At 70.6% G+C, this 25,139-nt stretch carries 16 protein-coding genes and 1 pseudogene; 7 read left to right on the top strand and 10 right to left on the bottom strand.

Annotated features, from left to right (window positions below; translation table 11 throughout):
- Positions 1-355 precede the first annotated feature (355 nt).
- Positions 356-2,071 (top strand): AMP-binding protein, encoded by a 1,716-nt coding sequence (locus AB0B50_RS42760; protein ID WP_362342887.1) that lies wholly within the window; start codon positions 356-358, stop codon positions 2,069-2,071.
- 195 nt (positions 2,072-2,266) lie between these two features.
- On the opposite strand, the gene AB0B50_RS42755 is transcribed toward AB0B50_RS42760, so the two are convergent.
- From AB0B50_RS42755 to AB0B50_RS42710, 10 genes are all read right to left on the bottom strand, one after another.
- A complete protein-coding gene (locus AB0B50_RS42755; protein ID WP_362342884.1) occupies positions 2,267-3,688 on the bottom strand; it encodes a DUF6177 family protein in 1,422 nt (473 codons plus the stop codon).
- On the bottom strand, positions 3,685-7,698 hold the full coding sequence (gene eccCa, locus AB0B50_RS42750) for a type VII secretion protein EccCa (RefSeq protein ID WP_362342882.1): 4,014 nt from the start codon (positions 7,696-7,698) through the stop codon (positions 3,685-3,687). The genes AB0B50_RS42755 and eccCa overlap by 4 nt, the downstream gene beginning before the upstream one ends.
- Positions 7,695-8,801, bottom strand: a complete 1,107-nt coding sequence (locus tag AB0B50_RS42745) for a hypothetical protein (RefSeq protein ID WP_362342879.1) — start codon at positions 8,799-8,801, stop codon at positions 7,695-7,697. Before AB0B50_RS42745 ends, eccCa begins: the two co-directional genes overlap by 4 nt.
- Before the next feature lie 11 nt (positions 8,802-8,812).
- Entirely contained in the window at positions 8,813-10,177 is a 1,365-nt protein-coding gene (gene eccD, locus AB0B50_RS42740) for a type VII secretion integral membrane protein EccD (protein WP_362342951.1), read from the bottom strand.
- A 31-nt stretch (positions 10,178-10,208) separates the two neighbouring features.
- Positions 10,209-10,502 carry a hypothetical protein gene (locus AB0B50_RS42735; RefSeq protein WP_362342877.1) on the bottom strand — a complete coding sequence of 98 codons (294 nt, stop codon included), beginning with the start codon at positions 10,500-10,502 and terminating at the stop codon, positions 10,209-10,211.
- An 86-nt stretch (positions 10,503-10,588) separates the two neighbouring features.
- A complete protein-coding gene (locus AB0B50_RS42730) occupies positions 10,589-10,960 on the bottom strand; it encodes a hypothetical protein (RefSeq protein WP_362342874.1) in 372 nt (123 codons plus the stop codon).
- Positions 10,957-13,329: a hypothetical protein gene (locus AB0B50_RS42725; protein WP_362342871.1), complete on the bottom strand. Its 2,373-nt coding sequence runs from the start codon at positions 13,327-13,329 to the stop codon at positions 10,957-10,959. Before AB0B50_RS42725 ends, AB0B50_RS42730 begins: the two co-directional genes overlap by 4 nt.
- Positions 13,326-13,727 (bottom strand): DUF6507 family protein, encoded by a 402-nt coding sequence (locus AB0B50_RS42720; RefSeq protein WP_362342868.1) that lies wholly within the window; start codon positions 13,725-13,727, stop codon positions 13,326-13,328. The genes AB0B50_RS42725 and AB0B50_RS42720 overlap by 4 nt, the downstream gene beginning before the upstream one ends.
- Positions 13,728-13,784: 57 nt before the next feature.
- Positions 13,785-14,096, bottom strand: a complete 312-nt coding sequence (locus AB0B50_RS42715) for a pore-forming ESAT-6 family protein (RefSeq protein ID WP_362342866.1) — start codon at positions 14,094-14,096, stop codon at positions 13,785-13,787.
- Positions 14,097-14,143: 47 nt separating this feature from the next.
- Positions 14,144-14,473, bottom strand: a complete 330-nt coding sequence (locus AB0B50_RS42710) for a hypothetical protein (RefSeq protein ID WP_362342863.1) — start codon at positions 14,471-14,473, stop codon at positions 14,144-14,146.
- Positions 14,474-14,873: 400 nt separating this feature from the next.
- Here AB0B50_RS42710 and AB0B50_RS42705 point away from each other — a divergent pair, with 400 nt between their 5' ends.
- From AB0B50_RS42705 to AB0B50_RS42680, 6 genes and pseudogenes are all read left to right on the top strand, one after another.
- The gene (locus AB0B50_RS42705) at positions 14,874-16,313 is read left to right on the top strand and encodes a hypothetical protein (RefSeq protein WP_362342860.1); all 1,440 of its coding nucleotides are present in this window, start codon (positions 14,874-14,876) and stop codon (positions 16,311-16,313) included.
- A 160-nt stretch (positions 16,314-16,473) separates the two neighbouring features.
- Positions 16,474-16,857, top strand: coding sequence for a hypothetical protein (locus tag AB0B50_RS42700; protein WP_362342857.1), 384 nt, complete (start codon positions 16,474-16,476; stop codon positions 16,855-16,857).
- Positions 16,858-17,041: 184 nt separating this feature from the next.
- On the top strand, positions 17,042-17,671 hold the full coding sequence (locus tag AB0B50_RS42695) for a hypothetical protein (RefSeq protein WP_362342854.1): 630 nt from the start codon (positions 17,042-17,044) through the stop codon (positions 17,669-17,671).
- Between the two features lie 83 nt (positions 17,672-17,754).
- Positions 17,755-19,827, top strand: a complete 2,073-nt coding sequence (locus AB0B50_RS42690) for an SPFH domain-containing protein (protein ID WP_362342851.1) — start codon at positions 17,755-17,757, stop codon at positions 19,825-19,827.
- Positions 19,828-19,996: 169 nt separating this feature from the next.
- Entirely contained in the window at positions 19,997-24,817 is a 4,821-nt protein-coding gene (locus AB0B50_RS42685; protein WP_362342848.1) for a DNA repair ATPase, read from the top strand.
- Positions 24,814-25,139 (top strand): annotated as a pseudogene (locus AB0B50_RS42680) (PucR family transcriptional regulator); the annotation flags it as partial. The gene AB0B50_RS42685 and the pseudogene AB0B50_RS42680, both read left to right, overlap by 4 nt.

Here is a 25,139-nt window from a genome sequence, read left to right as displayed (position 1 = left end):
CTCACCGCCGTCAGCCGACACCCTTGGGTCCGACCTTCTTTGGTCCGACCTCCTTTGGCCCGATGCCCTTTCGCCCGACACCCGTTCGCCCTTTCACCCTGTGACTCACCTGGGGACACCCCCGTACGGGGGTAGTGAGATCCGCATCACGAATTACACGATGTCACGTAGCGTCCGGCAATGAGTAAGGCAGCACGCGCAGCCACGAGTTCAACGGCAGCGGGACAAAGCAACATGTCACAGCAGCAGGACATAGCAGCAGGACACAGCAGCAGGGCACGGGCAGGACACAGCAGCAGGGCACGGGCAGGACACAGCAGCAGGGCACGGGCAGCGGGATCGACGAGGGGTGCACATGACGAGGACCGGGACGAATGCCACGGAACAGTTCCGTACCGCGCGGGACTTCCTCCTGCGGCATCGAGAGGACTACGCCGCCGCGTACGAGGGCTTCGCCTGGCCCCGTCCCGAGCGGTTCAACTGGGCGCTGGACTGGTTCGACGTCATCGCCGACGGAAACGACCGGACCGCGCTGCACATCGTCGAGGAGAACGGCGACGAGGCCCGCTTCTCCTTCGCCCAGCTGTCGGCGCGCTCGGACCGCGCCGCGAACTGGCTGCGCGCGCAGGGCGTCAGGGCAGGCGACCGCGTCGTGGTGATGCTCGGCAACCAGGTCGAGCTCTGGGAGATCGCCCTCGCCACGATGAAACTGCGCGCCGTCGTCATCCCGGCGACTCCGCTGCTCGGCCCGGTCGACCTGCGCGACCGCATCGGCCGCGGTCGCGCCCGGCACGTGGTCGTACGCCCCGAGGACACCGCGAAGTTCGACGACGTGCCGGGCGACTACACGCGGATCGTGGTGGGCGCCGGGAGCGACACCGGCGCCGGCGGTGAAGCGGACGACGCGGGCTGGATCTCGTACGCAGGTGTGGACGAGGCCCCCGAGACCTTCGAGCCCGACGGCATCACGCTCGCCGACGACCCGCTGATGCTCTACTTCACTTCCGGCACCACCGCACGCCCGAAGCTCGTCGAGCACACCCATGTCTCGTACCCCGTAGGCCACTTGGCGACGATGTACTGGATCGGCCTGAAGCCCGGCGACGTCCACCTGAACATCTCGTCGCCGGGCTGGGCCAAGCACGCGTGGTCGAACCTGTTCGCGCCGTGGAACGCGGAGGCGACCGTCTTCATCCACAACTACTCCCGCTTTGACGCGGGTCGACTGATGGCGGAGATGGACCGGGCGGGAGTGACGTCGTTCTGCGCCCCGCCCACGGTGTGGCGCATGCTCATCCAGGCGGACCTGACGCAGCTGCGCACGCCGCCCCGCGAGGTCGTCGCCGCGGGCGAGCCGCTGAACCCCGAGGTCATCGAGCAGGTGAACCGTGCGTGGGGCGTGGTGATCCGCGACGGCTTCGGACAGACGGAGACGGCCGTTCAGGTCGCCAACTCGCCCGGCCAGGAGCTGAAGCCGGGCTCGATGGGCCGCCCCACGCCGGGCTTCGCGGTCGAACTCCTCGACCCGGTGACCGGCGAGCCGGGCGCACAGGAGGGCGAGATCTCCCTCGACCTGGGCGCGAACCCGGTGGGCCTGATGGTCGGCTACCACGGCGACCTCGAACGCACGGCCGAGGTCATGGCGGGCGGCTACTACCGCACAGGAGACATCGGTTCGCGCGACGCCGAGGGCTACATCACGTACGTGGGCAGGGCCGACGACGTCTTCAAGGCATCGGACTACAAGATCTCCCCGTTCGAGCTGGAGAGCGCGCTCCTGGAACACGAGGCGGTGGCCGAGGCCGCGGTGGTCCCGGCTCCGGACCCGGTACGCCTCGCGGTTCCGAAGGCGTACGTGGTCCTGGCCGAGGGCTGGTCACCGAACGAGAAGACGGCGGAGGCGATCTTCCAGTACACCCGCTCGGTCCTGGCCCCCTACAAGCGCATCCGCCGCATCGAGTTCACGGAGGAGCTTCCCAAGACCATCTCCGGCAAGATCCGCCGGGTGGATCTGCGGGGGCGGACGGAGCAGGGGGCTGTGGACGAGTGGGTGGAGCGCGGCAAGAGCTGACGGACACGAATCCGAGCGCTCGTTGGATGTGGCTGTGGTGGGTCAGGCCAGTGCCGAGTGGTTCTGCTTCGACAACGGCGTACGCGCGAGGAGCTCGGCGGCAACCGGGTCATGGCGCTCCTCGGACTGCGGCGCACCGTCTGGCGCGTCTGGCTCCGCCCGGTCTCCCCGGGGTGGCCTGATGCGCCGAGGTGACTATGGCAGAGCCTGGGCGGCTCTGAGGTGTCGGGTCAGCTGCTGGAGTGCGGTCCAGGATTTCGGGTCGGTGCCGTCGCCCAGCGCATAGTGGAGCGCGGGCCGTGTGGGCGCCCCGAGTTGGACGGGGCGCGGGCCGAGCGGTGGGTGGCGGGCATGGTCGAGGCCGATGTCGTGCACGTCCTCGGGGCCGAGCGTGAAAGACAGCGGGATGGGCGGCGCCTCGAAGTGGGGCGGGGCAGTGAGGTCGCGGCGGGCGCGGCGCAGGGACACCAGCATGGTGGCGAGGTCGTGCTCGGCGGTGAGGGTTTCGGCCAGGGTTGTGATGGCGTCGAGGGGTGGGGTTTCGCCGGGGCCGTAGCCCAGGGTGAGGGTGATGTCTTCCTCGACGCCGCCGGCGGTGCGGGTGATGCGGTGGTTCCCGATGGCGGGGCGGTCGGGGTGGCCGACGGCGAGAAGGTGGGTGGGGGCCGGGGCGCGGTCGCGGGCGAGGTCGGTCAGCTGACGGGTGGACCAGGGGAGGTTGACGGGTTCGGCGGTGCCCCAGCCGGCAGGCGGGGCGCCGGTGAGGTGGGTCCAGGCGGTTTCCAGGGCCCGGCCGAGGATGAGCCGTTCGTCGGCCCGGTGCACGGTGCGGAGGGCGACGATGAGTTGGCGGTCGGCGGGCGGGGCGATGGCGGTGAAGGCCTTGGCCATCGAGGTCTGTCCGTCGGCGCTGCGGTTCGGGGCGAAGGTGCCGTTCTGCCAGCTCAGGACCGCGCCCGAGAGACCGTCGTAGTAGCCGTGATCGGGGTCCTGGACGACCCAGCGGTTCGGGATCCTGGCCAGGGTGGCGCGGGCGGGTGCGCTCAGGCGTACGTGGGGCGGGGTGACGATCTGCAGGCTCAGCCCTGACTGGGCCGTGGTGCGGAAGATGTCGGAGAGCCACGTGGTGAGGGCGAGGACCGGCCGGTCGTGCAGGACGACGGCGGTGGAGTCGGTGAGGACGTCCACCGCGGGCTGGGCTTCGGCCGGGGCGGGGAGTGCCGTCACATCGGCAGGGGGTGGGACGACTTCGGTGGTAGCGGCTTCCGCGGGCCAGGTGGTGCCGCCGAGGAGGAGAGTGAGGCGGCCGCAGACGGAGCCCGCGAGGCGTTCGGCTTCGGCGATGGCGGTGGAGGCGCGGGCCTCCGTCCACCAGAACGGGCCGTCAGGGGCGGCGACTTGGGCGCCGAGGAGGCGCTGGGCCTCGCCCGGGACATGGACGAGTACGGGGGCTTCGACGGAGACCAGGGGCCGCCCGCCGGGGCCGCGGAGCTGGATGACCGCGTCGGTGCCGGCGGCGGTGGCCAGTTCCGCGTCGGGGCCGCCCGCGGCGAGTCCGGCCAGCAGCGCCCAGGTGTCGGGCATCTTCGGGGTGAGGGCGATGACGTCCTTGGTCACGGCTGCTGGGTCTCCGCGTCGGTGTCTTCGGTTTCGGCGAGGGCGGTCTGGATGAGCTGGTGACGGCGGCCTCGGCGGACCAGGGTGCCGCGTCCCGGCGGCTGCGCCGAGGCGTACAGGCCCGGGAAGAGCTGGCCCTCGGTGCGGTCGCCGGTCATGAGCAGGGCGGTGGTGCCGGTCTCGCGCAGGGTGGTGAGGAAGGGTTCGTACAGGGCGCGGGAGGATCCGGCGACGCGGCGGGTGACGACGAAGTGCAGGCCGATGTCCTGGGCGGAGGAGATGTAGGGGAGGAAGGGGGCCAGGGGCTGTTGGCCCGCGGTGGTGAGGATGTCGTAGTCGTCGACGAGGATGACGATCCGAGGGCCGCTGAACGTCGGTCCCTCGGCGATCGCGTCGGGGTCGGCGGTTTCCGGCAGGCGCTTGTCCAGTTCGCCCGCGATGCCGGTGGCCAGGGCGGCGGCGAGTTTCGTGTTGTGGGCGTAGCCGCCGCGGTAGGGCTCGGGGATGTGGCCGCGCAGGCCGCGGCGCGGGTCGAAGACGCCGAAGACCAGTTCCTTGTCGCCGTGGCGGGCGGTGAGCTGTTGGGTGATCAGCTTCAGCAGGTTGGTCTTGCCGCACTCGTTGTCGCCGAGGACCAGCAGGTGCTGGTCGGTGCCGAACAGGTCGAGGTGTGCGGGGGCGAGGGCGTCCTGGTCGACGCCGAGCGGGATGCGGGTCGGCTCGGTGGCGGGTGAGGGGAGTTCGGCCGCGGGCAGTTCGGTGGGCAACACCCGTACTGGTGCGGCGAGTTCGCCGTGCCATCCGGCGCGCACCGTACGCGCGGCGCTCTCCAGGGCGGGTCCCAGGCCGTCGACGGCGGGAAGGCTGTCGATGCGGGGCAGAGCGGCCTGCGCGAACAGCTTTCCATCGGTCAGGACGCGGCCCGGGGTGTCGGGGGTGAGCGTTTCGGAGAGTTTGCGGTCGATGCTGGAGTCGGAGGGGTCGTTGAGGCGCAGCTCGACGCGGGTTCCGAACATCGACTGGGTGGCGATGCGTACGTCGTTCCAGCGCAGCATGCCCGCGACGATGTGGATGCCGTAGCCGCTGCCGCGCTTGAGGAGTTCGGCGACGGGGTCGTCGAGTTCGGCGAACTCGTCGCGCAGCGCGCCGAACCCGTCGACGAGCAGGACGATGTCGGTGGAGCCCAGCTGGGCCGACTCGGTCAGTGCGCCCCGTGCGCGCAGGCGGCGGAGCTGGTCGACGGAGTCGATGCCGCGGGTGCGGAAGAGCTCTTCGCGGAGGGCGAGTTGGGCGCGGACCTCGGCCACGGTGCGCGCGGCGCGCTCATGGTCGGCGCGCCCGGCGATGCCGCCGACGTGCGGCAGACCGGCCAGGGCGGACAGGCCGCCGCCGACCAGGTCCAGGCCGTAGACGGCGACGTCGGCCGGGGTGTGGGTCAGGGCCAGGGAGAGCGCGAGGGTGCGCAGCAGGGTGGTCTTGCCGGACTGTGGGCCGCCGATGACGGCCGCGTGACCACCGGCGACGGTCAGATCGAGAAACCAGGGCGCCTGCCACTGCCTGGCCGGGGCGTCCAGGACGCCCAGTGGCACCTGCATCGCGCCGCCCCGATGGGCGAGGTGCAGGCCGCGCTCGGAGGCCTGGACGGGCCCGGCGGCCGCGGCGAGGGTGATCGCGTCGGGCAGCGGGGGCAGCCAGATGCGGCGGACCGGAGGGGCGGCCGCGCAGAGTTGGGCGACCATGGTCGACAGGACGGTCGGGCCGGTCTCCCGCTCGCGTATGCCGGGCTCGTCTTCGGGTGCGGTCTCCTGCGTGCCCGCGATTCCGTTGTAGGTGGGGTAGGCCCAGGCCAGGGGCTCTTCGTCCGCCTCGGCACGGCGGGAGGGGCCGCGGTAGGCGCCGGAGACGTAGCCCGCCTTGAAGCGTTCGTACGTCGATGTGTCCACCTTGAGGTAGCCGAAGCCCGGCAGCGGTGGCAGCTGGAAGGCGTCCGTCGTGTCGAGGACCGTGCGGGACTCGTCGGCGGAGAAGGTCCGCAGGCCCAGGCGGTACGAAAGATAGGTTTCCAGGCCCTTGAGCTTGCCGGATTCGATGCGCTGGCTGGACAGCAGCAGGTGTACGCCGATGGAGCGGCCGATGCGGCCGATGGAGAGGAACAGGTCGATGAAGTCCGGCTTGGCGGTGAGGAGTTCGCCGAATTCGTCGATGACGACGAACAGGTGGGGGAGGGGCTCCAGGTCCGGTCGTGTCTCACGCAACGCCGCGTAGTGCCCGATGTCGGCGACGTTCCCGGCGTCCTTGAGGACCTGCTGCCGCCGCTTGACCTCGCCGGCCAGGCTGGTGTGGACGCGTTCGACGAGCCCCGCCTGGTTCTCCAGGTTGGTGATCACTCCGGCGACGTGCGGGAGTTCGGTGAACGGGGCGAAGGTGGCGCCGCCCTTGTAGTCGACCAGGACGAGCGCCAGGTCCTCCGGCGAATGCGTGGCGGTGAGCGCGAGAACGAGGGTGCGCAGCAGCTCGCTCTTGCCGGAGCCGGTCGCGCCGACGCACAACCCGTGCGGGCCCATGCCGAGTTCGGAGGACTCCTTCAGGTCGAGGAGCACCGGCTCGTGCCGGTCGTCGAGTCCGATGGGCACACGCAGGAAGTCGCGCTCCCCGCGCGGCGCCCACAGCGTCGTCAGGTCGAGTGCGGCCGGGTCCTGGATGCCGAGCAGCTCGGGGAAGTCCACGGGCCCGGAGATCGGGGTGCCCTCGGCGGCGGATTCCGCCGACAGCCGGAGCGGGGCCAGCATGCGGGCCAGCCCCTCGGCTCCCGCCGTGCTCATCTCGTCGGCGGTGCCGTGCCCTGGCTGCGCGTCGGGGGTGCGAAGGTCCTGGACGCTCACTTGGTCGCCGTCGACCGTGATGCGGACGCTGACCTGGTCCGGCTCGTGCACCTGCTGCTCCAGCAGGTGCAGCACGGTCACGCCCATGCTCGCCAGGTCAACGGCGGTGTCCGGGCGGGGGAGTTCCGTGGCCGTGGTGCCGTAGGAGTCGCTGACGGCGAGCAGCCGGTCGGACATGCGCAGCGCGTGACGGTCGGAGAGCCCACGGCGCACCTCCGCCGCGTACGAGGCGCGGCGCCGCAGATCCGGGGCGCACTGCCGGGCGAGCCGGGCGAGGTCGGGGGCGATCCGCCGGGCGGCGAGGGGCCCGTCGTCCTGGTGCGTGTCCAGGACGTGGGGCAGCCACTTGGCCCACTCCCACTCGGGAAGACGGTCGCCGGGTACGCCCAGCGCGATGGCGACGTCGTCGGGGGCGTGGGTCACTGCGGCCTGGATCAGCAGGGCGCGGGCCACCCGCAGCACGCCGTCCCGGTCGCCGATGACGCTGACATTGCCCGCCCGGTCCAGGGGCGCCATCAGAGGGAAGTCACTCGCAGTGGCGAACCGGTGCTGCAGGGCACGGGCCTCATTGAGCATGAACGGGTCGGGCGGGGTGAGCACCCCGCCCGCCGAGTTCTGGCCGATGACCAGAGCTTGTACGGGTACGTCGCCGGTGCCCAGTCGCACACGCAGGAAGTCCGCGTCCGGCCGGCGCCGCTCCCACAGCCTGGCAGGGTCGCGCACCAGGTCGTACAGCGCCGCGGGCGGCGGATTGAGGACCCGTGCCCGCTGCCGCAACTCCCGCTCGGCCGCGCCCAGTTCCTCGCGCTGCTCCTCCACGTACTCCAGATAGCGCTCGCGCTGGGTACGGCGGGTGCGCTGGGCCTTGCCGCGCTGGGAGAGGAAGAGCGCCACCGCGCCGAGCAGCGCGAAGACGAGGACGATCGCGCCGACGGCGGCGAACTGACTGTTGCGGATGACCGTCATCATGACGACCGAGCCCATGACGCCGGCCATCGGCAGCAGCGCGGTCGCCGCGTTGCCCATCTTGCCCTCGGGCAGGTTGGGGGGCGGCTCGATGGTGCGCTCCGGGGCGGCGGCGAGTGGCCGGGTGCTGCGGGCCGGGCGGTGGATGAGGCGTCTGGTCATCGCACTCGCACCGCCCGCCGCATCACCTCGGCGGCCAGGTGGACGGCCGCCTCGCGGGAGTCTTGGCCCAGCATGCGCGTGTGGATGGGGCCTCCTTGGGCCAGATGACGGTCGTAGGGGAGAGGCACCACGGCCACTCCGGTCTCCCGCAGGTGCGCGGCGGCCGTCTTCAAGTCGAGCGTCGTATCGGGGGAGTTCGCACTGAGCGCGACGACCGTGGTGGCCAGAGCGGAGTGCGGCAGCATGGCCAGCCAGTCGAGGACCACGCGCGTGCCGTTCACACCCTCGGCGGTCATGGGCGCCACGATGACGCGGGCGTGGGCGGTGTCCATCGCGGTACGTGCCACTTCGCCCGGCAGCGACTCGCAGTCCACGACCGTCACCGCGAAATAGCGGCGCAGAGCCAGCGTGACGGTGCGGTAGGTGGGGACGTCCAGTGGGGCTCCGACCCGGCCCTGGCCCGCGGGCAGCAGCCACCCGCCGTCCGCGACCGGCACCAGGTAGCCGGTGACGTCGGTGAGTTGCATCGCGGGGCTCAGGAGCCGGGCCAGATCCGCGCACGACCAGCGGACCGACTGCGCGCCGAGCCGCACCGGCAGCGTGCCCAGGGCGGCGTCGGCCTCCAGGGCGAGCACCGGATCGTGCCGGTAGTGGTTGAACGTCCGGGCCAGCAGCGCCGAGACCGTGGACTTGCCCACCCCACCGCGGATCGAGGTCACGGCGATGACCCGGCCGGTGGTCACCGGCTGTTGCACCTCGCGGGCGAGCCGCGTCTGCTCGGCGACCTCCTGTCCGGCCGATGCGGTCAGCCTGCGGAGCGAGCGTCCGGTGCGTCGGACCGCGGAATCACCGTGCTGCGGGCTGCCGAGCGCGAGGGCCAGGCGTGGATCGACGGTCGGTACGGATTCGGGTGCCTGCAGTGGAACGCGAGGGTCACGCACGCCGCCGGGCGTAGGCAGAGGCGGGCTCGAAGGTTGAGCCCGGGGGGCCACGGCAGCGTCCGATTCCACTGCTTGTGGTGCCGCCGTCGGCTCGACCGCCGGGGTGGCGCTCGCCCCCAACTCCCGCAGTACGTCCCGCTGCCAGTCACTTCCCTGAGCCATGCCGAACATCCCTACGCGAAGGTGTCGAGCAGGCGCCCGTACACACCGAACGCCCCGATGACCAGCGGCAGCATCACGATCACACCCACCGATTCCAGCACATCACCCATACGACGAAGCCGCACCCGCACATGCTCGGCAGGCTGAACGGCCAGCACCACCAGGGGAATCAGCGCCAGGGCCACCAGGACAGCCAGCGGCCCCGCGGCTGCCGCCCGCTCCAGCCACACCACTACCAACGCGACCGTGACGACGGCCGCGGCGACCAACAACCCCACCACCTCGGCGACCAGTGGGAAGGCCCGTGCACGCAACGCGAGCACCACCGCGGTGACGGCCGCGAGAAGCACGGTCCACGCGGTCGGCGCGCGCAGCACCATCACCCCGGCCGCAGCCGCCGACGCGGACAGCACCACGGTGGCCAGGGCCAGCCCTCGATGGGTCGCCGTCAATGCGGTGCCCACCCGGTACCGGCTCACGGACACACCGCCCGAGCGCCGGTCGTCGAGCCCGGACAGGCCGGACGCCATCAGGGCGAGCCGGGGTAGCACGCCTAGAACCACCACGGACGTGACGGCGAGCAGCGCACCCACCCGGGCCTGCTCGCGCGCCGTCCCGGCACCGTCCTGCAGGGCCACGGCGGTTTCCCACGCCACGAGGCATCCGACGAGGGCTCCGGCGCCGATCAGCGCGCCGCGGCCCAGGGGAGAGAACCGGCCGAGGAGCAGGAGCGTGAGGGCGACGCTCGCAGCGGTCCCGGCCAACAGAACCGCCCCCGACCAGCCATGGGCCTCGCCGAGCGTCCACGTGCCCAGTACGCCGAGGGAGCCGCCCGTCACGATCAGGGTGGCGGCCAGGCCGAGCCGCCGCGTCCACCCCAACAGAGCTCCGGCGAGGGCTGCCAACGCGGCGGCGCCGAGCAGCGCGTTGCCCACGGCGGCCGGCTCGAACTCACCGCGGGCCAACACCCCGGCGACCAGCGCCCAGACCACGGTGGCAAGACCGGCCACCACGCGCCGGGCGGCGGGCTGCCACCGCCAGGCCCGCTCGTCCAGATCATCGGCGGCCTCATCGGTGACGTCGTGCACCACCGGCGCGGACGGCGCGTCCTCTGCCCGCACCAGCCGCAGCACCGCACCGTCCGGCACACCGGCCGACTCCAGGGTGCTGTCGTGCGCGAGGGCCGAGCCGTCCGCGGTCACCAGATGCCGCACCATCGGCCGGGCGTCGGCCCGATCGTCCAGCAGCCGCAGAACTTCGGGCAACAGAAGCCCGACGGGCTCCTGCGAAGGGAGGACAAGATCCACCCGCCGCTGCTCTCCGACCAGGGTGACGCGGCTCAAGGCCGTACGACTCGTACCGCTCGTGCGGCTCAACGGCCCCGCAGATATCACGCGTTCGAACCTATCATCGAGAAGAAGGAGTCACGGAGGGTGACGAGGAGGCCGGGGTGGACGGCGAGGTCGACGGCACGGAAGAGCTGTAAGGCCCCTTCCCGATGAGCCGGTGCGAAATGAACGACCACCCCACACACCCGGCACACAACAAGGCCCCGATCACCACTCCGGCGAACACCTTCCCCAACCGCTCATCGACGGACCGCCGCTGCCGCTGGGACCCGAACAACAGGGCGTCGCGAAGCCGCCGACGCCGGACCGACACCGACTCCAGCAACTGGCTGTCGTAATCCTGGGCTGCCACGTATGCCTGCTGTCTATCGTGTAGGGACTGCTGATGAAATCCGGCCTTTTATGTTGGAGATCGGGCGGGGCGCTTCCTCGATCAGGTCAATCCTCGAGGCGCCAACTCCTGGTTGGCTGGCCGTCCTTGTCCCACTTGAACTCCTCGCGGAGCGTCAGGCCATCGTCATCAAAGACCTTACGGGAGGCCAGTGTTCCGTTCGGGTGCCATTCCTTGAACTCTCCGCAGGGAAGGCCCATGCGCACCATCCCCTCGGAGCGGATGGTGCCGTCTTCGTACCACTCGCGCGACAGGCCGTCCTGCGTTCCATTGGTGTAGTTGTCCAGGCTGACCAGCTTGTCTCCCAGGTACTCGGCCACCTCGCCGGTAAAGCACTGGCCCCGATAGAGCAATCGCTGTGCGTCATCCATATCTACTTCTGGATCGTCGATATCGATTCGCGCAGTGGGATTCTTCATGGGGTCCAGTTCTCATCGCTCGGTGGGTATCCGGTGAATCGCCCGTGGCTACTAGGCATGCCATCGAGCATGAAATTGCAGTTCGCGCAGAATGGTGCCGGTCGCCCGGGGGTGCCCGTGGCTTTGTCCGTCAGATAGGGAAACTCGACAGAGGCCCGCATCTCAGAAAGTGCTGATTCCCCGTCAGGTAGCCCTAGTTTTGTGCGTTCCCAGAGTAGCTCGTTGGCTGCCTTGACCTCGGCGTGCCCCAGAGGGTGATCGTTATGCGGTGGTGGCGTTCCGATGTCGTCGTATCGTGCTGCGAGTGTCGGATGCAGTTTGTCGAGCGGGATGATGGCGTCGGCCTTGCCATTGATACCTTCGATGATCGTGCCCGTGCGAAGATCGACCACGGCGCCTACGCAGGCTCCCGTTTGCTTCCGGGGGAAGGCCTTGGCTTCCTTCGCAGCACGATAGGTCGCGCCACGATCACGAGCGACGTCGTCCAGGTAGTCCGATACTGCACGGCCGTCGACGTGGGTGATGAGTCCGTTCCCGCGTGTCACCCGGTGGTCGTCAAGGTGACCAAGAACCTTCTCCCCTGGGCCCGGTGGGGGCAGAGTGTCGGCGCTCGGCTGGTCTGGGGAGTACCCGTTCTCGTGTGTCCCCGACGTGTGAGCCTCCGACTGAGGGCGGGCGCCGGCCTCCAAGTGGCTGGAGGCCGTGGGTTCGGAGCCTGGGGGCAATCCATCGGATCCGTGACCAGGAACGTCTGTGCTGTAGTCGCCATGGGATGACGAAGGGGCAGGACCTAACGGCTCACCGGGCGGTTCATGGCTGGCAGAGGCACCACGCCCCGAGTCGGGAACGTGGCCGTCCGGTCCGCCGTTGTTGGTCCTGCTGGAGATGTCCTGGACTGTGCCAGCGGGCAGGTCGTCGCCAGCGCGGCCGACCGTGCCGGCTGGCCTCTCTCCGGTGCCGGCCATCACCGGCTCCCGCTGAGGCGCCTTCTCGGCCTGTTCGGCGGCACGTTCTGCAGCCGTTCCCTCGGCTTGCACCTCGTCGGCGCGCTGGATGACCTTGCCGTGCTCGTCCAGTACCGCAAACGTCTTGGTGTCCAGGTAGACGACCTTGCCCTCGGCGTCGACGAACGGCATGGCGTGCTCAGGCACCCCGGCGGCGCGCGTGGGCAGTGGCATGTTCGGGTCCGGCAACCGGTAGGCGCCGCCTGCCATTTCCACGTAGGCGCCACTGCGGGTGTTCTTGAGGGTTGCCATGACATCGCGGACGGTGACGCCGGTGAATTTGGCGCCCTTGGCGAGGTACGTGATCGGGTTGACGGCGTTGGCGGCCTTGCCGACGACCGCTGCGGTCCGGGCCGCCGCCCCGCCCTTGGCCGCGGCACCGGTTCCGCCGGTGAAGACCGTGGTGATGACGTTGAAGGTGACGGTGCCGGAGGCGCGGGCGGGGTTCTTGCCCCACATGTCGTAGGCGACGAACGCCTTGCCCGTCTCGGTCATCGCCGTGCGGGCATCGCGCAACACCGGCGGGAGGTCCTTGGCCGGGGTGCGCCAGAACCGGTCGCCGACGAGGGGGGTGGCGGTGACGGCCACGCCGGTGGCCAGCAGGCCCAGGCCATTCCAGGCCTGCTCCTGGGCGTCGGAGCCGTTGAAGCCTGCCAGGGTGACCAGGCCTTGCACCATTTCCCAGCCGCCGTCGACGAGGAATCCCTCGGTGAAGCTGGTGACCTGGTGGCTGACCCAGTCCAGGCCCTCGCGCTTCTTCGACTCGGGGGCGCCCCAAGGCAGTTGGTCCATCTTCTTGAGGACGTCGGCGGTGTAGCCGTAGGTCACGTCCCCGAGGTGCCGCAGCATGGGGCCGTCGGACTCCATGACGAACCGGGTGCCGCCGACCAGCGCCGTGATCTTGTTGTTGGCCGCCACCTCGGCCGCCTGGAAAGCCGTCGTGGCCTCGATGATGTCGCCGTACAAGGTGTCGTACTCGGCCAGCTTGCCGTCGTCCTTGCGCCAGTCGTCGTCGACCTTGCCGCTGTCGTCGGTGATGCTGCTGACGAAGGTGGTGGCCCGTGCTTTGAGGTGCTTGAGCCGCTCCGCGATCGGCCTGACGGCTGTGGCGTACTCCGTCAGCGCCTCGGCGACCGTGGCCACCTTGTCGGCGTAGGCGTCGGCGCCGTCACGCACCGGGGCGGTCGAGGCGAACAGGTCGTCGGCCTCGGGAGCGTCGTAGAAGGCCGAAAGACCCTGGAAGCGGCTGTGCGCGGCATCGCCCGCCAGCCGGATGCCGTCGGCCGCCTTGCGCAGCCCGGCGGTGTGGTGCTCCAACTGCCCCAGGTCCCCGGTGAACTGGGGAATCTTGGCCGGATCGATCACAGGTGGCCTCGCGTCAAGCCGCCCGGCATGTCCAGGTCCGCGTCGATGATGGCAGCCGCCTGCTGCTGGGTGTGCGCCGCCATTTCCAGGTCCCCCATCCGGTAGGCGGCCGTGGCGTTGATCGCGCCATTGATCGACTTGCCGGCCCGCGCGCCGATGAACTGCAGCTCTTGTGCGGTACCCGCGATGAACTCGGTCAGCGCCGAGGCCACCAGGCCCATCGGCCCTCCCTCACCGCCCGCGCTCGCCCCGCCAGGAGCCACCGTCCCGGACGTCTTCGCCGCACCCTCCAGCTCTTCGCCGTACGTCTTGACGATCTTGTCCAAGGCGTCCAGCACATCGCCGACACGGGAGGTCACCACCCCCACCCCGGCCGGATCGATGTCCCACTTAGGCATGTCCTACCCCCTGCCGATCCCCGTTGTCCCGCCCCGCCCCGCACCTCGTCGCGGCCGTCAGCCGATGTTGTCGACCGCGGCCCGCGCCTTGGCGATCGTCGTCTGCGCGGTGCCGTCGTTCTTCTCCAGCGTGCCGCGCACCAGGCGGATGATGTCGCGGACCTCGTTGGCGGCCTTGTTCCAGCGGACTTCCTTGCCGTGGTACTCATCCGAGACACCGTCGGCCTGATAGTCGGCCATCGCGGCCTTCACGGCCCGGTCGCGGTCGCCCAGGACGCGCTCCAACTGGCCGATGATGATCTGCAGACCACCCTGTACGTCGCCGGAAGCGCCGGTGTCGTAGGAGCGGCGGTCCTGGTTTCCTGCCATGACGAGAAGTCCCCCTGAGAACCCGAATGAAGTGTGTGAGCGGAAGGTCAGCCGGAGAAGCGGGCGGCCTGGAAGTTGGCGGCGCCCATGTTCTGGTGGGCGTTGTCGGCCTGCTCCTGATCGCCGGAACCGAACGCGGTGTCCATTCCGGCCTGCCCGCCCAGGATCGAGGACAGCGCGCCGTTCAGATCCGAAGTGATCTCGTCCGCACGCAACTTGAACGAGTCGAAGGTCGCCTTGCCCGCCCCGTTGAACTTGCCCTCCAGCGGCTCGGCCGCCTGCACCAGCAGATGAATCAGCGTGCCGAGATCGTCACTGGACCCCACCGTGCTCTTTCCCAGCACCGCGAGAGTCGTTTCCCCCATGTCGAACTTCATGACCCCACCCCGAATTGTGTGGTGCGCCGCGGCAGTTCCCTCATCACTGAAACCGCATGCGTCACTCACGCCACGTAGCGTGTCGAACATCCTCTCCCATGGCGAGTTGCAGGCGCAACGCAGTTGGGCGCCCGGTGGCGCGATTCGGCCCACCGTCGCCTGAATTCGTGTCAGCCGGAAGCCCGGCCGACCTGGCCCGATCGGCCGCATGACGCACGGCGATGGCGAAGAGCGGACATGCCCCCGGCTCTGACCTGGCTGGATTTGTGCGCCATGAGCCGACGGTGCGCCAAGGTCGTGTGCCCGGCGGCAGTGGTGAGGGGACCTGCCGCAAGTCCTGGGCGGGGCGTGACGGTTGGTAACCTCCGCGCACACTGATCGTCGGGGAGGGGCACAGGGGATGCGGGCGACAAGGACGATGCTCGGGGTCGTGGTGATGGCCACCATGGTGGCTGGCTGCTCAGGCTCGGGCAGCTCTGACGGAAAGGGCAATGGCGGGGTCCCTGAGGCGAACTCCGCGGCGAAACCGCTGGCCAAGCTGGCTGTTCCTGCGGCGTACGACGGGGCCAAGGGCTGGGACGAGACCTTGAACTGGGTACCTGAGTCGGTGGGCACGCTGCCTGTCACGGTGGTGCCTCGATCGGCGTCGGTCGCCATGATGTATGCCGCGTCCGACGGCTACACGGTGAAGGTCAGGGACGCACGCGGCGGCCAGGTGCGATGGAGCTCGGCCCCGTGGAACCCTCCGACCCCGGTAGAAGGCGCCGCGGGCGACCCGGAGTCGGGAGAGGACGCGGAGATCCCGGACATAGTCGGCATGGAGCAGGGCGGACATGGCTATGTCGTTGCGTATGCGCACGGGATGCGCGGCAAGGACGATCTGCACGAGGGCGCCGAGGTGGTCCGTCTCGCGGTGTATCCGGCGGGCGCCTCGGGCTCCGCGGTGAAGCCGCTCCGGGAGATCGACGTGCCGGTGTCCGCCGACCCCGGGGAGGTGACGGTCAGCGCAGACGGTGGGCGGTTGCTGGTGGGCTGGGGGGAGGAGGGAATGTTCCCGCGTTCGTCGCACGCGGTGGACGTGACCACCGGGAAGATCACTGCGTACGAGGAGCCCAACCAGTTGCTGCCCCAGTGTGAGGAGGCCGTGGCCTGCTCCAGCAGCCGGGTCATGGCGGCCGGCGCGGACGGACCGCTGGTGGCGATGGGCGGGGGCGGCTTCGGAGTGCCGGACCGCTGGTTCAGCGACGACGTACGCCCCACCGGAGTCGAGGCACAGACGGGCATCATCGATTCCCCCAACGGTGAGGTGTACGGCGTCACGGACGGACTCTTCCTGGCCGAGTGGGAGCGAGGCGGGAAGTACGGGGCGGATGTCGCCCCGATGTGGTCGGTGCACGATCTGCGCTCGGGTGAGCCGCAGGCTGCCATGGCTTGCGGGTACAAGGGCACGACGGACTCCGGAGTGCTCGAATCCGGTGCCACCCGTGACTACCCGGTGGTCGCCTCGCCCTCCGGTCGCTACCTCGCCGCAGGGCCGGTCGCCTTCGATCTGAAGCGCAAGAAGGGGCTCTGCTTGCAGGGCGACGGCAACCGCAAGACGATCCTGCTCAGCTCCATCCAGGACGACGGCACCGCCTACGGCGTGGTCGAGGAGGACTCCGCGGCCAGCGGCGCCGAGCCGGTCGCCGCCCAGGTCGATCTCACCACCCCCACCGGCAAGCCGAAGGTTCTCGGCGTCGGTACCGACTTTCCCTTCTACACCGGCGTGAACGGCTCAGGTCTCTTCCTCAGCCGTGACGACGACAAGAATGTACGGATCTCACTGCGTCGCGAACGCTGAATCGGACTTGCCGTGAAGCAGATGGAACACTTCGACAACGAGTGGTTCCAGGACGCACCGCCCGAATCCCGTATCAACTCGCTGGCACTTTCCCTTGGTTGACCGTCTTTGCCGGAGAAACGAAGGTGCCGCAGATGGACACCCGGCTGTCCGGACGGCTGTGCTCGGCGGCCGAGACTCCGACCGCCCTGTCATCCTGCCCCTGGAGGCGCACAACCTGGACGAGTTCCGACGCGAGTTCGGAACGGACCGTTTCTGGTGCGGCACGCTGCTGGGTGGCTGCGGCGAGAAGCTGATGACCAAGCGGTACGAGACCAAGGTCTGCCACTTCTCTCACCATCCGGACCGCGCCGGCGACAGCCCGCTCTGTCATCGCACCGCGAACGGCGCGGACAGCGCCGACCACGTGTTCATCAAGCATCACGTGAAGGAGTGGCCGGCCGGCCAGGGGCACGCGGCCCAGGACGATCCGCGCAGCCTCGGGCAAGGCCCTGGTGGCGGCGTCAACTTCTGGCTACGGGCCACGTGGCCCGGGCCTCCCTGAGCCGCGTCCGCGCCCGGCATCAACAACGCGTTAAGACTGCCGGAAATCGGCAATGACCCGTGGCCCTCTCCCGGGTCAGGATGGACGTGGCAGAAACGGGGGCCTGGTCCCGGTGCCGGGTTGCGGAAGCGGATCCGGTGCCGGGGCCGGAGCTGCGGGTGCGTGACGTGAAGGGGGATGGCGGATGCGGGAGTTCGTGGAAGCCGCCGCTGGTTTTCCGGCCGTCGTCTTCACCTCCGCCCTGGTGGTCGTCCTCGGCTTCTGGCTGCTCGTCGTCCTCGGCGGGGCCGAAGCGGACGGCTTCGACGCGGACGTGGACCTGGACGCCGCGGGGCTCGGCGGTGTGCCGGTCTCCGTGGCCGTGTCGATGGCCGTCGTGGTCGCGTGGTTCAGCACCCTCACCGGAGCCGTGCTCATCGGCCGGGCCGAGCTCACCGGGTTCGGTCGGCTCGCCGCCGAACTTGCTCTGCTGCTCGTCTCCTTGCCCCTCTCGTGGTGGGCGGCGCGTTCTCTCGTGCGCCCCCTGGCCCGGCTCTTTCCCGACGAACCCGGGCCGTCCCTGCAGGACTTCATCGGCTCGGTCTGCACCATCCGCACCGGGCGTGTGGACGCGCGCTTCGGCCAGGCGGAGGTCGCGGCCCAGGACGGTGCCGTCGCCGTCGTCCAGGTGCGGCAGGACCCGCAGGCCCGTGAGGGCGCGCTGACCGCCGGCAGCAGTGCGTTGTTGTACGCGTACGACGACACGGGGGAGTTCTTCTGGGTCGCGCCCTACCAGGCGTCGCTCGACCCGGGCCGCCGCCCCAGCGCCGCTTAGCTGCCGGCGGCACGTATCGCCACGGGACTGCCCGCACCACCGCTCATCGGGCCTCGCCGCCCCGCAATCTTGAGGACTTCACCATGGATGCCATCACCCTGGGCATCGGCGTGTCCGTCGCCGCTGTCCTGATCGTCGTCGTCGCCCTGCTGCTCGTCGTCACGCGTCTCTTCCGCAAGGTCGAGCAGGGCAAGGCGCTGATCGTCTCGAAGATGCGGAAGGTCGACGTGACGTTCACCGGGCAGGTCGTGCTGCCGGTGCTCCACAAGGCCGAGGTCATGGACATCTCGGTGAAGACCATCGACATCACCAGGACCGGCCGCGACGGTCTGATCTGCCGCGACAACATCCGCGCGGACATCCGGATCTCGTTCTTCGTACGCGTCAACAAGACCGTCGAGGACGTGATCCGGGTCGCGCAGGCCATAGGGACGGCGCGGGCCAGCGACCAGAACACCTTGCAGGAGCTGTTCAACGCCAAGTTCTCCGAGGCCCTGAAGACCGTCGGCAAGCAGATGGACTTCGCCGACCTCTACACCAAGCGCGACGAGCTGCGGGACCGCATCATCCAGGTCATCGGCACCGATCTGAACGGCTACAGCCTGGAGGACGCGGCCATCGACCACCTGGAACAGACGCCGCTGAACCAGCTGGACCCGTCCAACATCCTGGACGCCCAGGGCATCCGGAAGATCACCGAGCTGACGGCCGTCGAGCACGTACGGACGAACGAGTACACGCGCAACGAGGAGAAGGAGATCACCCGGCAGAACGTCGACGCGCGCGAGGCCATCCTGGAGCTGGAGCGCCGCCAGGCCGACGCCGAGATCAAGCAGCGGCGCGAGGTCGACACCGTACGCGCCCGTGAGGAGGCCGAGACGGCGCGGGTGGTGGAGGAGGAGCGGCTGCGCGCACAGGGCGCCTTTCTCGTCACCGAGGAGAAGCTCGGCGTGCAGCGCGAGAACCAGGCCCGCGAGGTCGCCGTCGCGCAGAAGAACCGCGAGCGGGTCATCGCCATCGAGAACGAGCGCATCGAGAAGGACCGCCTCCTCGAAGTCATCGCCCGCGACCGCGAGACCGAGCTGACGCGGATCGCCGCCGAGAAGGAGGTCGAGGCGGAGAAGCGGGAGATCGCCGAGGTCGTCCGCGAGCGCGTCGCCGTGGACCGCACGGTCGCCGAGCAGGAGGAGTCCATCAAGAAGCTGCGCGCCGTGGAGGAGGCGGAGCGCGAGCGCCAGGCCGTCGTCATCGCCGCCGAGGCCGAGGCCCAGGAGGGCCTGGTCAAGAGCATCAAGGCGGCGGAGGCCGCCGAACAGGCCGCCACGCACCGCGCAGCCGAGGAACTCACCCTCGCCGAGGCCCGGTTGAAGGCCTCCGACCTGGAGGCGCGCGCCAAGCTGCGCCTCGCCGAGGGCGTACAGGCCGAGCGCGCCGCCGAAGGCCTGGCCGCCGTGCAGGTCCGCGAGAAGGAGGCCGACGCCGTCGAGAAGGCGGGCCGCGCCGAGGCCGAGGCCACCGAGGCCCGGATGCGCGCGGAGGCCGAGGGCGTCGAGGCCAAGCTGAAGGCCGAGGCCGCGGGCCTGACCGAGAAGGCGGCCGCGATGGCCGCCCTCGACGAGGCGTCCCGCACCCACGAGGAGTACCGCCTGCGCCTGGAGGCGGAGAAGGACGTCCGCCTCGCCGGCATCGAGGTGCAGCGCCAGGTCGCCGAGGCGCAGGCCACCGTCCTTGCCACCGGTCTGGAGAACGCCGACATCAGCATCGTCGGCGGCGAGTCGGTCTTCTTCGACCGCCTCGTGTCGTCGATCTCGCTCGGCAAGAGCGTCGACGGGTTCGTGCGGAACTCCGAGACCGCGCAGGCCCTGGCCGGACCGTGGCTGGACGGCACCGCGAGCTTCACCGACGACCTGACGCGTCTGCTCGGCTCCGTCTCCACGTCCGACGTGCGGAACCTGACCGTCTCCGCCCTCCTGACGAAGCTCATGAAGGGTGGCGGCGAGCAGTCCGCCCGGCTGAGTGAACTGCTCGACAAGGCAGGACAGTTGGGCATCGCCGACATGCCGCTCGCCGAGCTCGACGGCGCGCTCGGCAACGGCTCGCCCAAGAACGGTTCACCCAAGGACGCCTCACTGGCCAACGGCTCGCTCAAGAGCTGACACAGACCGGCCGGGACCGCTCCACGGGGGTGAGCGGCCCCGGCCTCCGCACGACGCGTACTACACGCAGAACACGCACAACGCGCACAACACGTACGACACGTACGACACGTACGACGTACGTGATGCAGAACCGTACGAGACCGAGAAAGAAAAGGGAGAGCCGGACATGGACAGCGGGACCGGTCTGGACGCGGGAACGTACGAGGTGCTGCGTGACCGTCTCGCCGCCCAGGCAAGGGAGTTGGCCGACCGCGCCACCGCCCTCAACGACCGCCGCGTCGCCGCCTTCGGCTCCACCGAGCTCACGCTCACCGGCACGGACAGCATCCGCACCGAGCAGCCGTGCGCGCCGCGCGACGTCATTGCCGTCGGCGACGCCCTGCTCCTCGGCGTCAATGATTCCCTCGGCTTCGACGGCGCCCTCCGCGGCAGTGCCGAGACCGCGGTCGGCGACGTCCTCGCGCTCTACGACCGCGACCTGAACCGGCTCCCCGGCGACGCGGTGCCCGGACTCCTCGACGACCCGGCCTTCGTCCGCGAATTCGCCGCCCTCTTCCGCTACTTCCGCAACGCCCGTCTCCTCCGGCTCCGGCACGTCGAAGGCAAGGTCCTCGCCGTCTTCCGCACCGGCGAGAAGGCCGACGACATCCGCGTCCTGCGCTGGACGCTGTCGCCCGAAGGGCGGGCCGAGTTCCTCGACGCGCGCGGCGAGCGCGACCACGTCCTGCCACCGTCGCACGACTTCGCGTGGACCGAGGCCACCCGCGAGGACCACGTCCTCGGCCGTCACCCGCACATCTCCATCGGCGGCGAGATCTACGTCGCGACCGTCGGCGGCACCCTCACCGTCAAGACCGAGGACGACACCGGGACCGGTCGGGGCGTGTACGAGGAGCCGGTCGACGAGCCGCTGCAGTCCCTCGCCGACGCGGACGTGGCCCACGCGCGCGTGGGCGCGCTGATCCTCCTTCGCGTGCGCCCCTACAAGGAGGGCGCCTGGCGCCACCTCGTCTTCAACACCCTCACCCGCACCGTCGTACGGCTCGACGGCATCGGCCAGGCCTGCCGCCGGCTGCCCGAGGACCAGGGCATCGTCTTCCCCGGCGGCTACTGCCTGGCCACGGGGACGTACAAGACCTTCGACGCGCTGGACACCGACGGCCTGGAGTTCGAGGGGGCGGTGCGCTCGCCCAACGGCGAGGACGTCCTTTTCGTCTTCCACGCGCGCGTGGCGGGCCGCAGTCTGCTCCTGCCGTACAACATGATCCGCAAGGAAATCGCGACGCCGCTGTCCTGCCAGGGGTACGCGCTCTTCGACGACGGACTCCTCGTCGTGCTGCGGGCGGGATCCGACGAACCCACGCGCGTGCACCCGCTGCAGCTGTGGGACTCCCCGTACGTCTCCGACACCTACGCCGCGTCCCGCCCGGCGGGGGACGGACCTTCCCCAAGCTCTCACCTCCGTTCGAGCAGGGGAGACCCCATCGCCCGCATCGGCAACGCGGACCTCGTCCGGGGCATCTCCGACTGCCTCTCCGTGGCCCGCGCCGTCACCGGGACCACGCCCACCGCCGAGGTCTACGAGACGCTCGCCGCGTCCTGCGTCCGGGCCGCCGACTCCTACCACTGGCTGGGCGAGGCCGAGGTGGGGGACCTGCGGACGCCGCTGGACGCCGTGCGCGCCACCGCCGAGCAGGTCATCGGCGAGTTCGCGACCGTGCAGACACTGACCCGGCAGGCCGGCGACGCGCTCGCCGAAGCGGCCGCGCGCATCGCCACGCTCGTCCGCCGCATCCGCGGGGAGGCCCCGCGCGCCGCGCCCGAATGGGTCGAGCGGATCACCGAACTGCGCCGCGCCCAGGGACACTTGCTGACCCTGAAGGACATGCGGTACGCCGACGTCGCACGCGTCGACGCGCTCGCCGACGACCTGGCGGGCGACATCGCGTCGGCCGGACAGCGCGCCGTGGCGTTCCTGGAGCGGCCGGACGCCTTCGCCGCGCACCACGCCGACATCGAGCGGCTGACCGCGGAGGCCGACGTCCTCACCACGGCGGCCGGGGCCGGGCCTCTCGCCGACCGGCTCCAGGAGCTCACCGAACAGCTGCGGACCGTCACCGAGGTCGTCGCGGGACTCGACGTCGGCGACGCCACCGTCCGCACCGCCGTCCTGGAGCGTGTCGCCGAGGTCCTCGCGGGCGTCAACCGGGCCCGCGCCACGCTGGACGCCCGCCGCCGCGACCTGACCGCGCACGAGGGGCGGGCCGAGTTCGCCGCCGAGTTCTCCCTGCTCGGCCAGGCCGTCACCGGGGCGCTCGCCGTCGCGACGACCCCCGAGTCCTGCGACGACCAGCTCGCCCGCCTCCTGCTCCAACTGGAGGACCTGGAAGGGCGGTTCGCCGAGTCGGACGAGTTCCTCGCCGAGCTCGACAGCAAGCGCGCCGAGGTGTACGAGGCGTTCTCCTCCCGCAAGCAGACCCTCGCCGACACCCGCGCCCGGCACGCCGAACGCCTCGCCACGTCCGCCGCCCGCGTCCTGGACACCGTCGCGCGCCGCCTGGCCGCGCTCGCCTCCGCCGACGAGATCAGCACGTACTTCGCCTCCGACCCGATGGTCGGCAAGGTGCGCCGCACCATCGACGAACTGCGCGAACTCGACGACCAGGTAAGGGCCGAGGAGCTGGAGGGGCGCCTCAAGGCCGCCCGCCAGGAGGCCGCACGCTCGCTGCGCGACCGCACCGAGCTGTACGCGGACGGCGGCGACACCATCTGCCTGGGCCGCCACCGCTTCGCGGTCAACACCCGGCCCCTGGACCTCACGCTCGTCCCGGCCACGGACGGCGACGGCATGGTCTTCGCGCTGACCGGCACCGACTACCGCGCGCCGGTCACCGACCCCTCCTTCGCCGAGCTGCGCCCCTACTGGAACCAGCTCCTGCCCTCCGAGACGGGGGATGTCTACCGCGCCGAACACCTCGCCGCCCGCCTTCTGGCAGAGCACGGCCCCGAAACACTCCTGGACGCTGCCGCCAACGCCGCCAACGCCGCCAACGCCGCCGACGGCCTGCCCGCACTCGTACGCGCGGCAGCCGAAGCGGCGTACGACGAAGGGTATGAACGCGGCGTCCACGACCACGACGCGACGCTCCTCCTCGGCGCGCTCCTGCGCCTGCACACCGGCGCGGGCCTGCTGCGGCACACCCCCGAGGCGCGCGCGGCCGCCCAGCTGTTCTGGGCCCATGCCACCGACCCGCACGAGCGCGAGCTGTGGACGCGGCGCGCGGTGTCGCTGGCCCGCGCCCGCGACGCCTTCGGCCTCGTGCCCGCCATCGACGACCTCCGCGCCGAACTCGCCGAGCGGACGGGCGAGTCGGCCGCCGCATACCTCTTCGATGAGCTCACCACCGGGCCCGCCGGTTTCGTCACGTCGAAGTCCACCCGCTCGTTCCTCGACAAGTTCCGCCGCGCCGTGGACAGTTCGGCGTACGAGGAGGACCTGGCCGGTATCGAGGACCTCGCCGCGCGGCGCCAGCTGGTCGAGGCGTGGCTGTCCTCGTACGCGGCCGCGACCGGCGAGAGCGTCGACGACCTGCCCGAGGCGGTCGCCGTCGAGCTCTGCCCCGGCCTTGAGCGCTACGACAGCGCGGCCGCGCTCACCGAGACCGTCGACGGACTCCTCGGCACCCATCCGCGCATCGAGCAGCGCCGCCTCACGGTGCGCCTCGACGAACTCCTCGCCCGCACACACGACTTCAGGGCGAACTCCGTCCCGGGGTTCCGCGCCTACCAGGCCCGCCGCACCGAACTCGTCGCCGCCGAGCGGGACCGACTGCGCCTGGACGAGTACCGGCCGAAGGTCATGTCCTCCTTCGTCCGCAACCGCCTCATCGACGAGGTGTACCTGCCCCTCGTCGGCGACAGCCTCGACAAGCAACTCGGCGCGGCGGGCGGACTCCTGCTGCTCGTCTCCCCGCCCGGCTATGGCAAGACGACCCTCATGGAGTACGTCGCCGACCGCCTCGGCCTGGTCCTCGTCAAGGTCAACGGCCCCGCCCTCGGCCACGGCGTCACCTCGCTCGACCCGGCCGAGGCCCCGAACGCGACGGCCCGCCAGGAGGTCGACAAGGTCAACTTCGCGTTGGAGGCGGGCAACAACGTCCTTCTCCACCTGGACGACATCCAGCACACCTCGCCCGAGCTGCTGCAGAAGTTCATCTCCCTGTGCGACGCCCAGCGCCGCATGGAAGGAGTCTGGAACGGCACGTCCCGCACGTACGACCTGCGGGGCAAGCGCTTCGCGGTCTGCATGGCGGGCAACCCCTACACCGAGTCCGGCGCCCGCTTCCGTGTCCCCGACATGCTCGCCAACCGCGCCGACGTGTGGAACCTCGGCGACGTACTGACCGGCAAGGAGGACGCCTTCGCCGCGAGCTTCGTCGAGAACGCCCTCACCGCGCACCCGATCCTCGCTCCGCTCGCCGGGCGCGACCGCGCCGACCTCGACCTGTTGATCCGCCTCGCGGAGAACGACCCCACCGCGCGGCCCGACCGGCTCGCCCACCCCTGTGCCCCGGCCGAACTGGAGCGCGTCGTCGCCGTGTTGGGCCATCTGCTCACCGCGCGCGCCACCGTCCTCGCGGTCAACTCCGCCTACATCGCCTCCGCGGGCCAGTCGGAGGAGACCCGCACCGAACCGGCCTTCCGGCTCCAGGGCTCGTACCGCAACATGAACAAGATCGTCGCCCGGATCGACCCCGTCATGAACGACGCCGAGCTCGCCGCCGTGGTCGAGGACCACTACACCGGCGAGGCCCAGACCCTCACCGACGGAGCCGAGGCCAACCTGCTGAAACTGGCCGAGCTGCGCGGCACGCTCACCCCCGAACAGGCCGACCGCTGGGCCGAGATCAAGGCGGCCCATGTCAGGACCCGCACGCTCGGCGGTTCCGACGAGGGCCCTTCCCCGCACGCCAGTCGACGCCCGTGACCGCGGGAGCCCCCGAGGACTACCTCGACGGATACGCCGACCTGCTGGCCGCGGCCTCCGCCACCGGGCGCCGCTTGACCCGCGACGAGCTGGACACGCGCCGCACGCTGGGCGAGCGCGCGGCCGAGGAGGGGTACGGCCTGCGGCGACTGGTCGCCGCCCACCTGGCGGCGACCCGGGCCGCGTGGCCGTGCGGGAACGCCCCCGCGGACAGCGTCCTCGCCGTCGCGGAGCAGGCGGTGGACGCCTTCGCCGAGGGGTATGAACGCGCCCAGCGCCTCGCCGTACGCCAAGAGGAAGCGGCCCGGCGGGAGTTCATCGA

This window comes from Streptomyces sp. NPDC041068 (genome assembly GCF_040647455.1).
Lineage (GTDB): Bacteria > Actinomycetota > Actinomycetes > Streptomycetales > Streptomycetaceae > Streptomyces.
Note: the sequence above shows the minus strand (reverse complement) of the source record. Positions and strands in the feature narration are given on the sequence as shown.

Bases quoted from the DNA above. Each gene is read 5' to 3' on its own strand.
- eccCa (WP_362342882.1), bottom strand. From the start codon at position 7,698: ATGACCAGACGCCTCATCCACCGCCCGGCCCGCAGCACCCGGCCACTC.
- AB0B50_RS42745 (WP_362342879.1), bottom strand. From the start codon at position 8,801: ATGGCTCAGGGAAGTGACTGGCAGCGGGACGTACTGCGGGAGTTGGGG.
- AB0B50_RS42690 (WP_362342851.1), top strand. From the start codon at position 17,755: ATGGATGCCATCACCCTGGGCATCGGCGTGTCCGTCGCCGCTGTCCTG.
- AB0B50_RS42695 (WP_362342854.1), top strand. From the start codon at position 17,042: ATGCGGGAGTTCGTGGAAGCCGCCGCTGGTTTTCCGGCCGTCGTCTTC.
- AB0B50_RS42685 (WP_362342848.1), top strand. From the start codon at position 19,997: ATGGACAGCGGGACCGGTCTGGACGCGGGAACGTACGAGGTGCTGCGT.
- AB0B50_RS42760 (WP_362342887.1), top strand. From the start codon at position 356: ATGACGAGGACCGGGACGAATGCCACGGAACAGTTCCGTACCGCGCGG.
- AB0B50_RS42730 (WP_362342874.1), bottom strand. From the start codon at position 10,960: ATGAAGAATCCCACTGCGCGAATCGATATCGACGATCCAGAAGTAGAT.
- AB0B50_RS42715 (WP_362342866.1), bottom strand. From the start codon at position 14,096: ATGGCAGGAAACCAGGACCGCCGCTCCTACGACACCGGCGCTTCCGGC.
- AB0B50_RS42705 (WP_362342860.1), top strand. From the start codon at position 14,874: ATGCGGGCGACAAGGACGATGCTCGGGGTCGTGGTGATGGCCACCATG.
- AB0B50_RS42720 (WP_362342868.1), bottom strand. From the start codon at position 13,727: ATGCCTAAGTGGGACATCGATCCGGCCGGGGTGGGGGTGGTGACCTCC.
- AB0B50_RS42710 (WP_362342863.1), bottom strand. From the start codon at position 14,473: ATGAAGTTCGACATGGGGGAAACGACTCTCGCGGTGCTGGGAAAGAGC.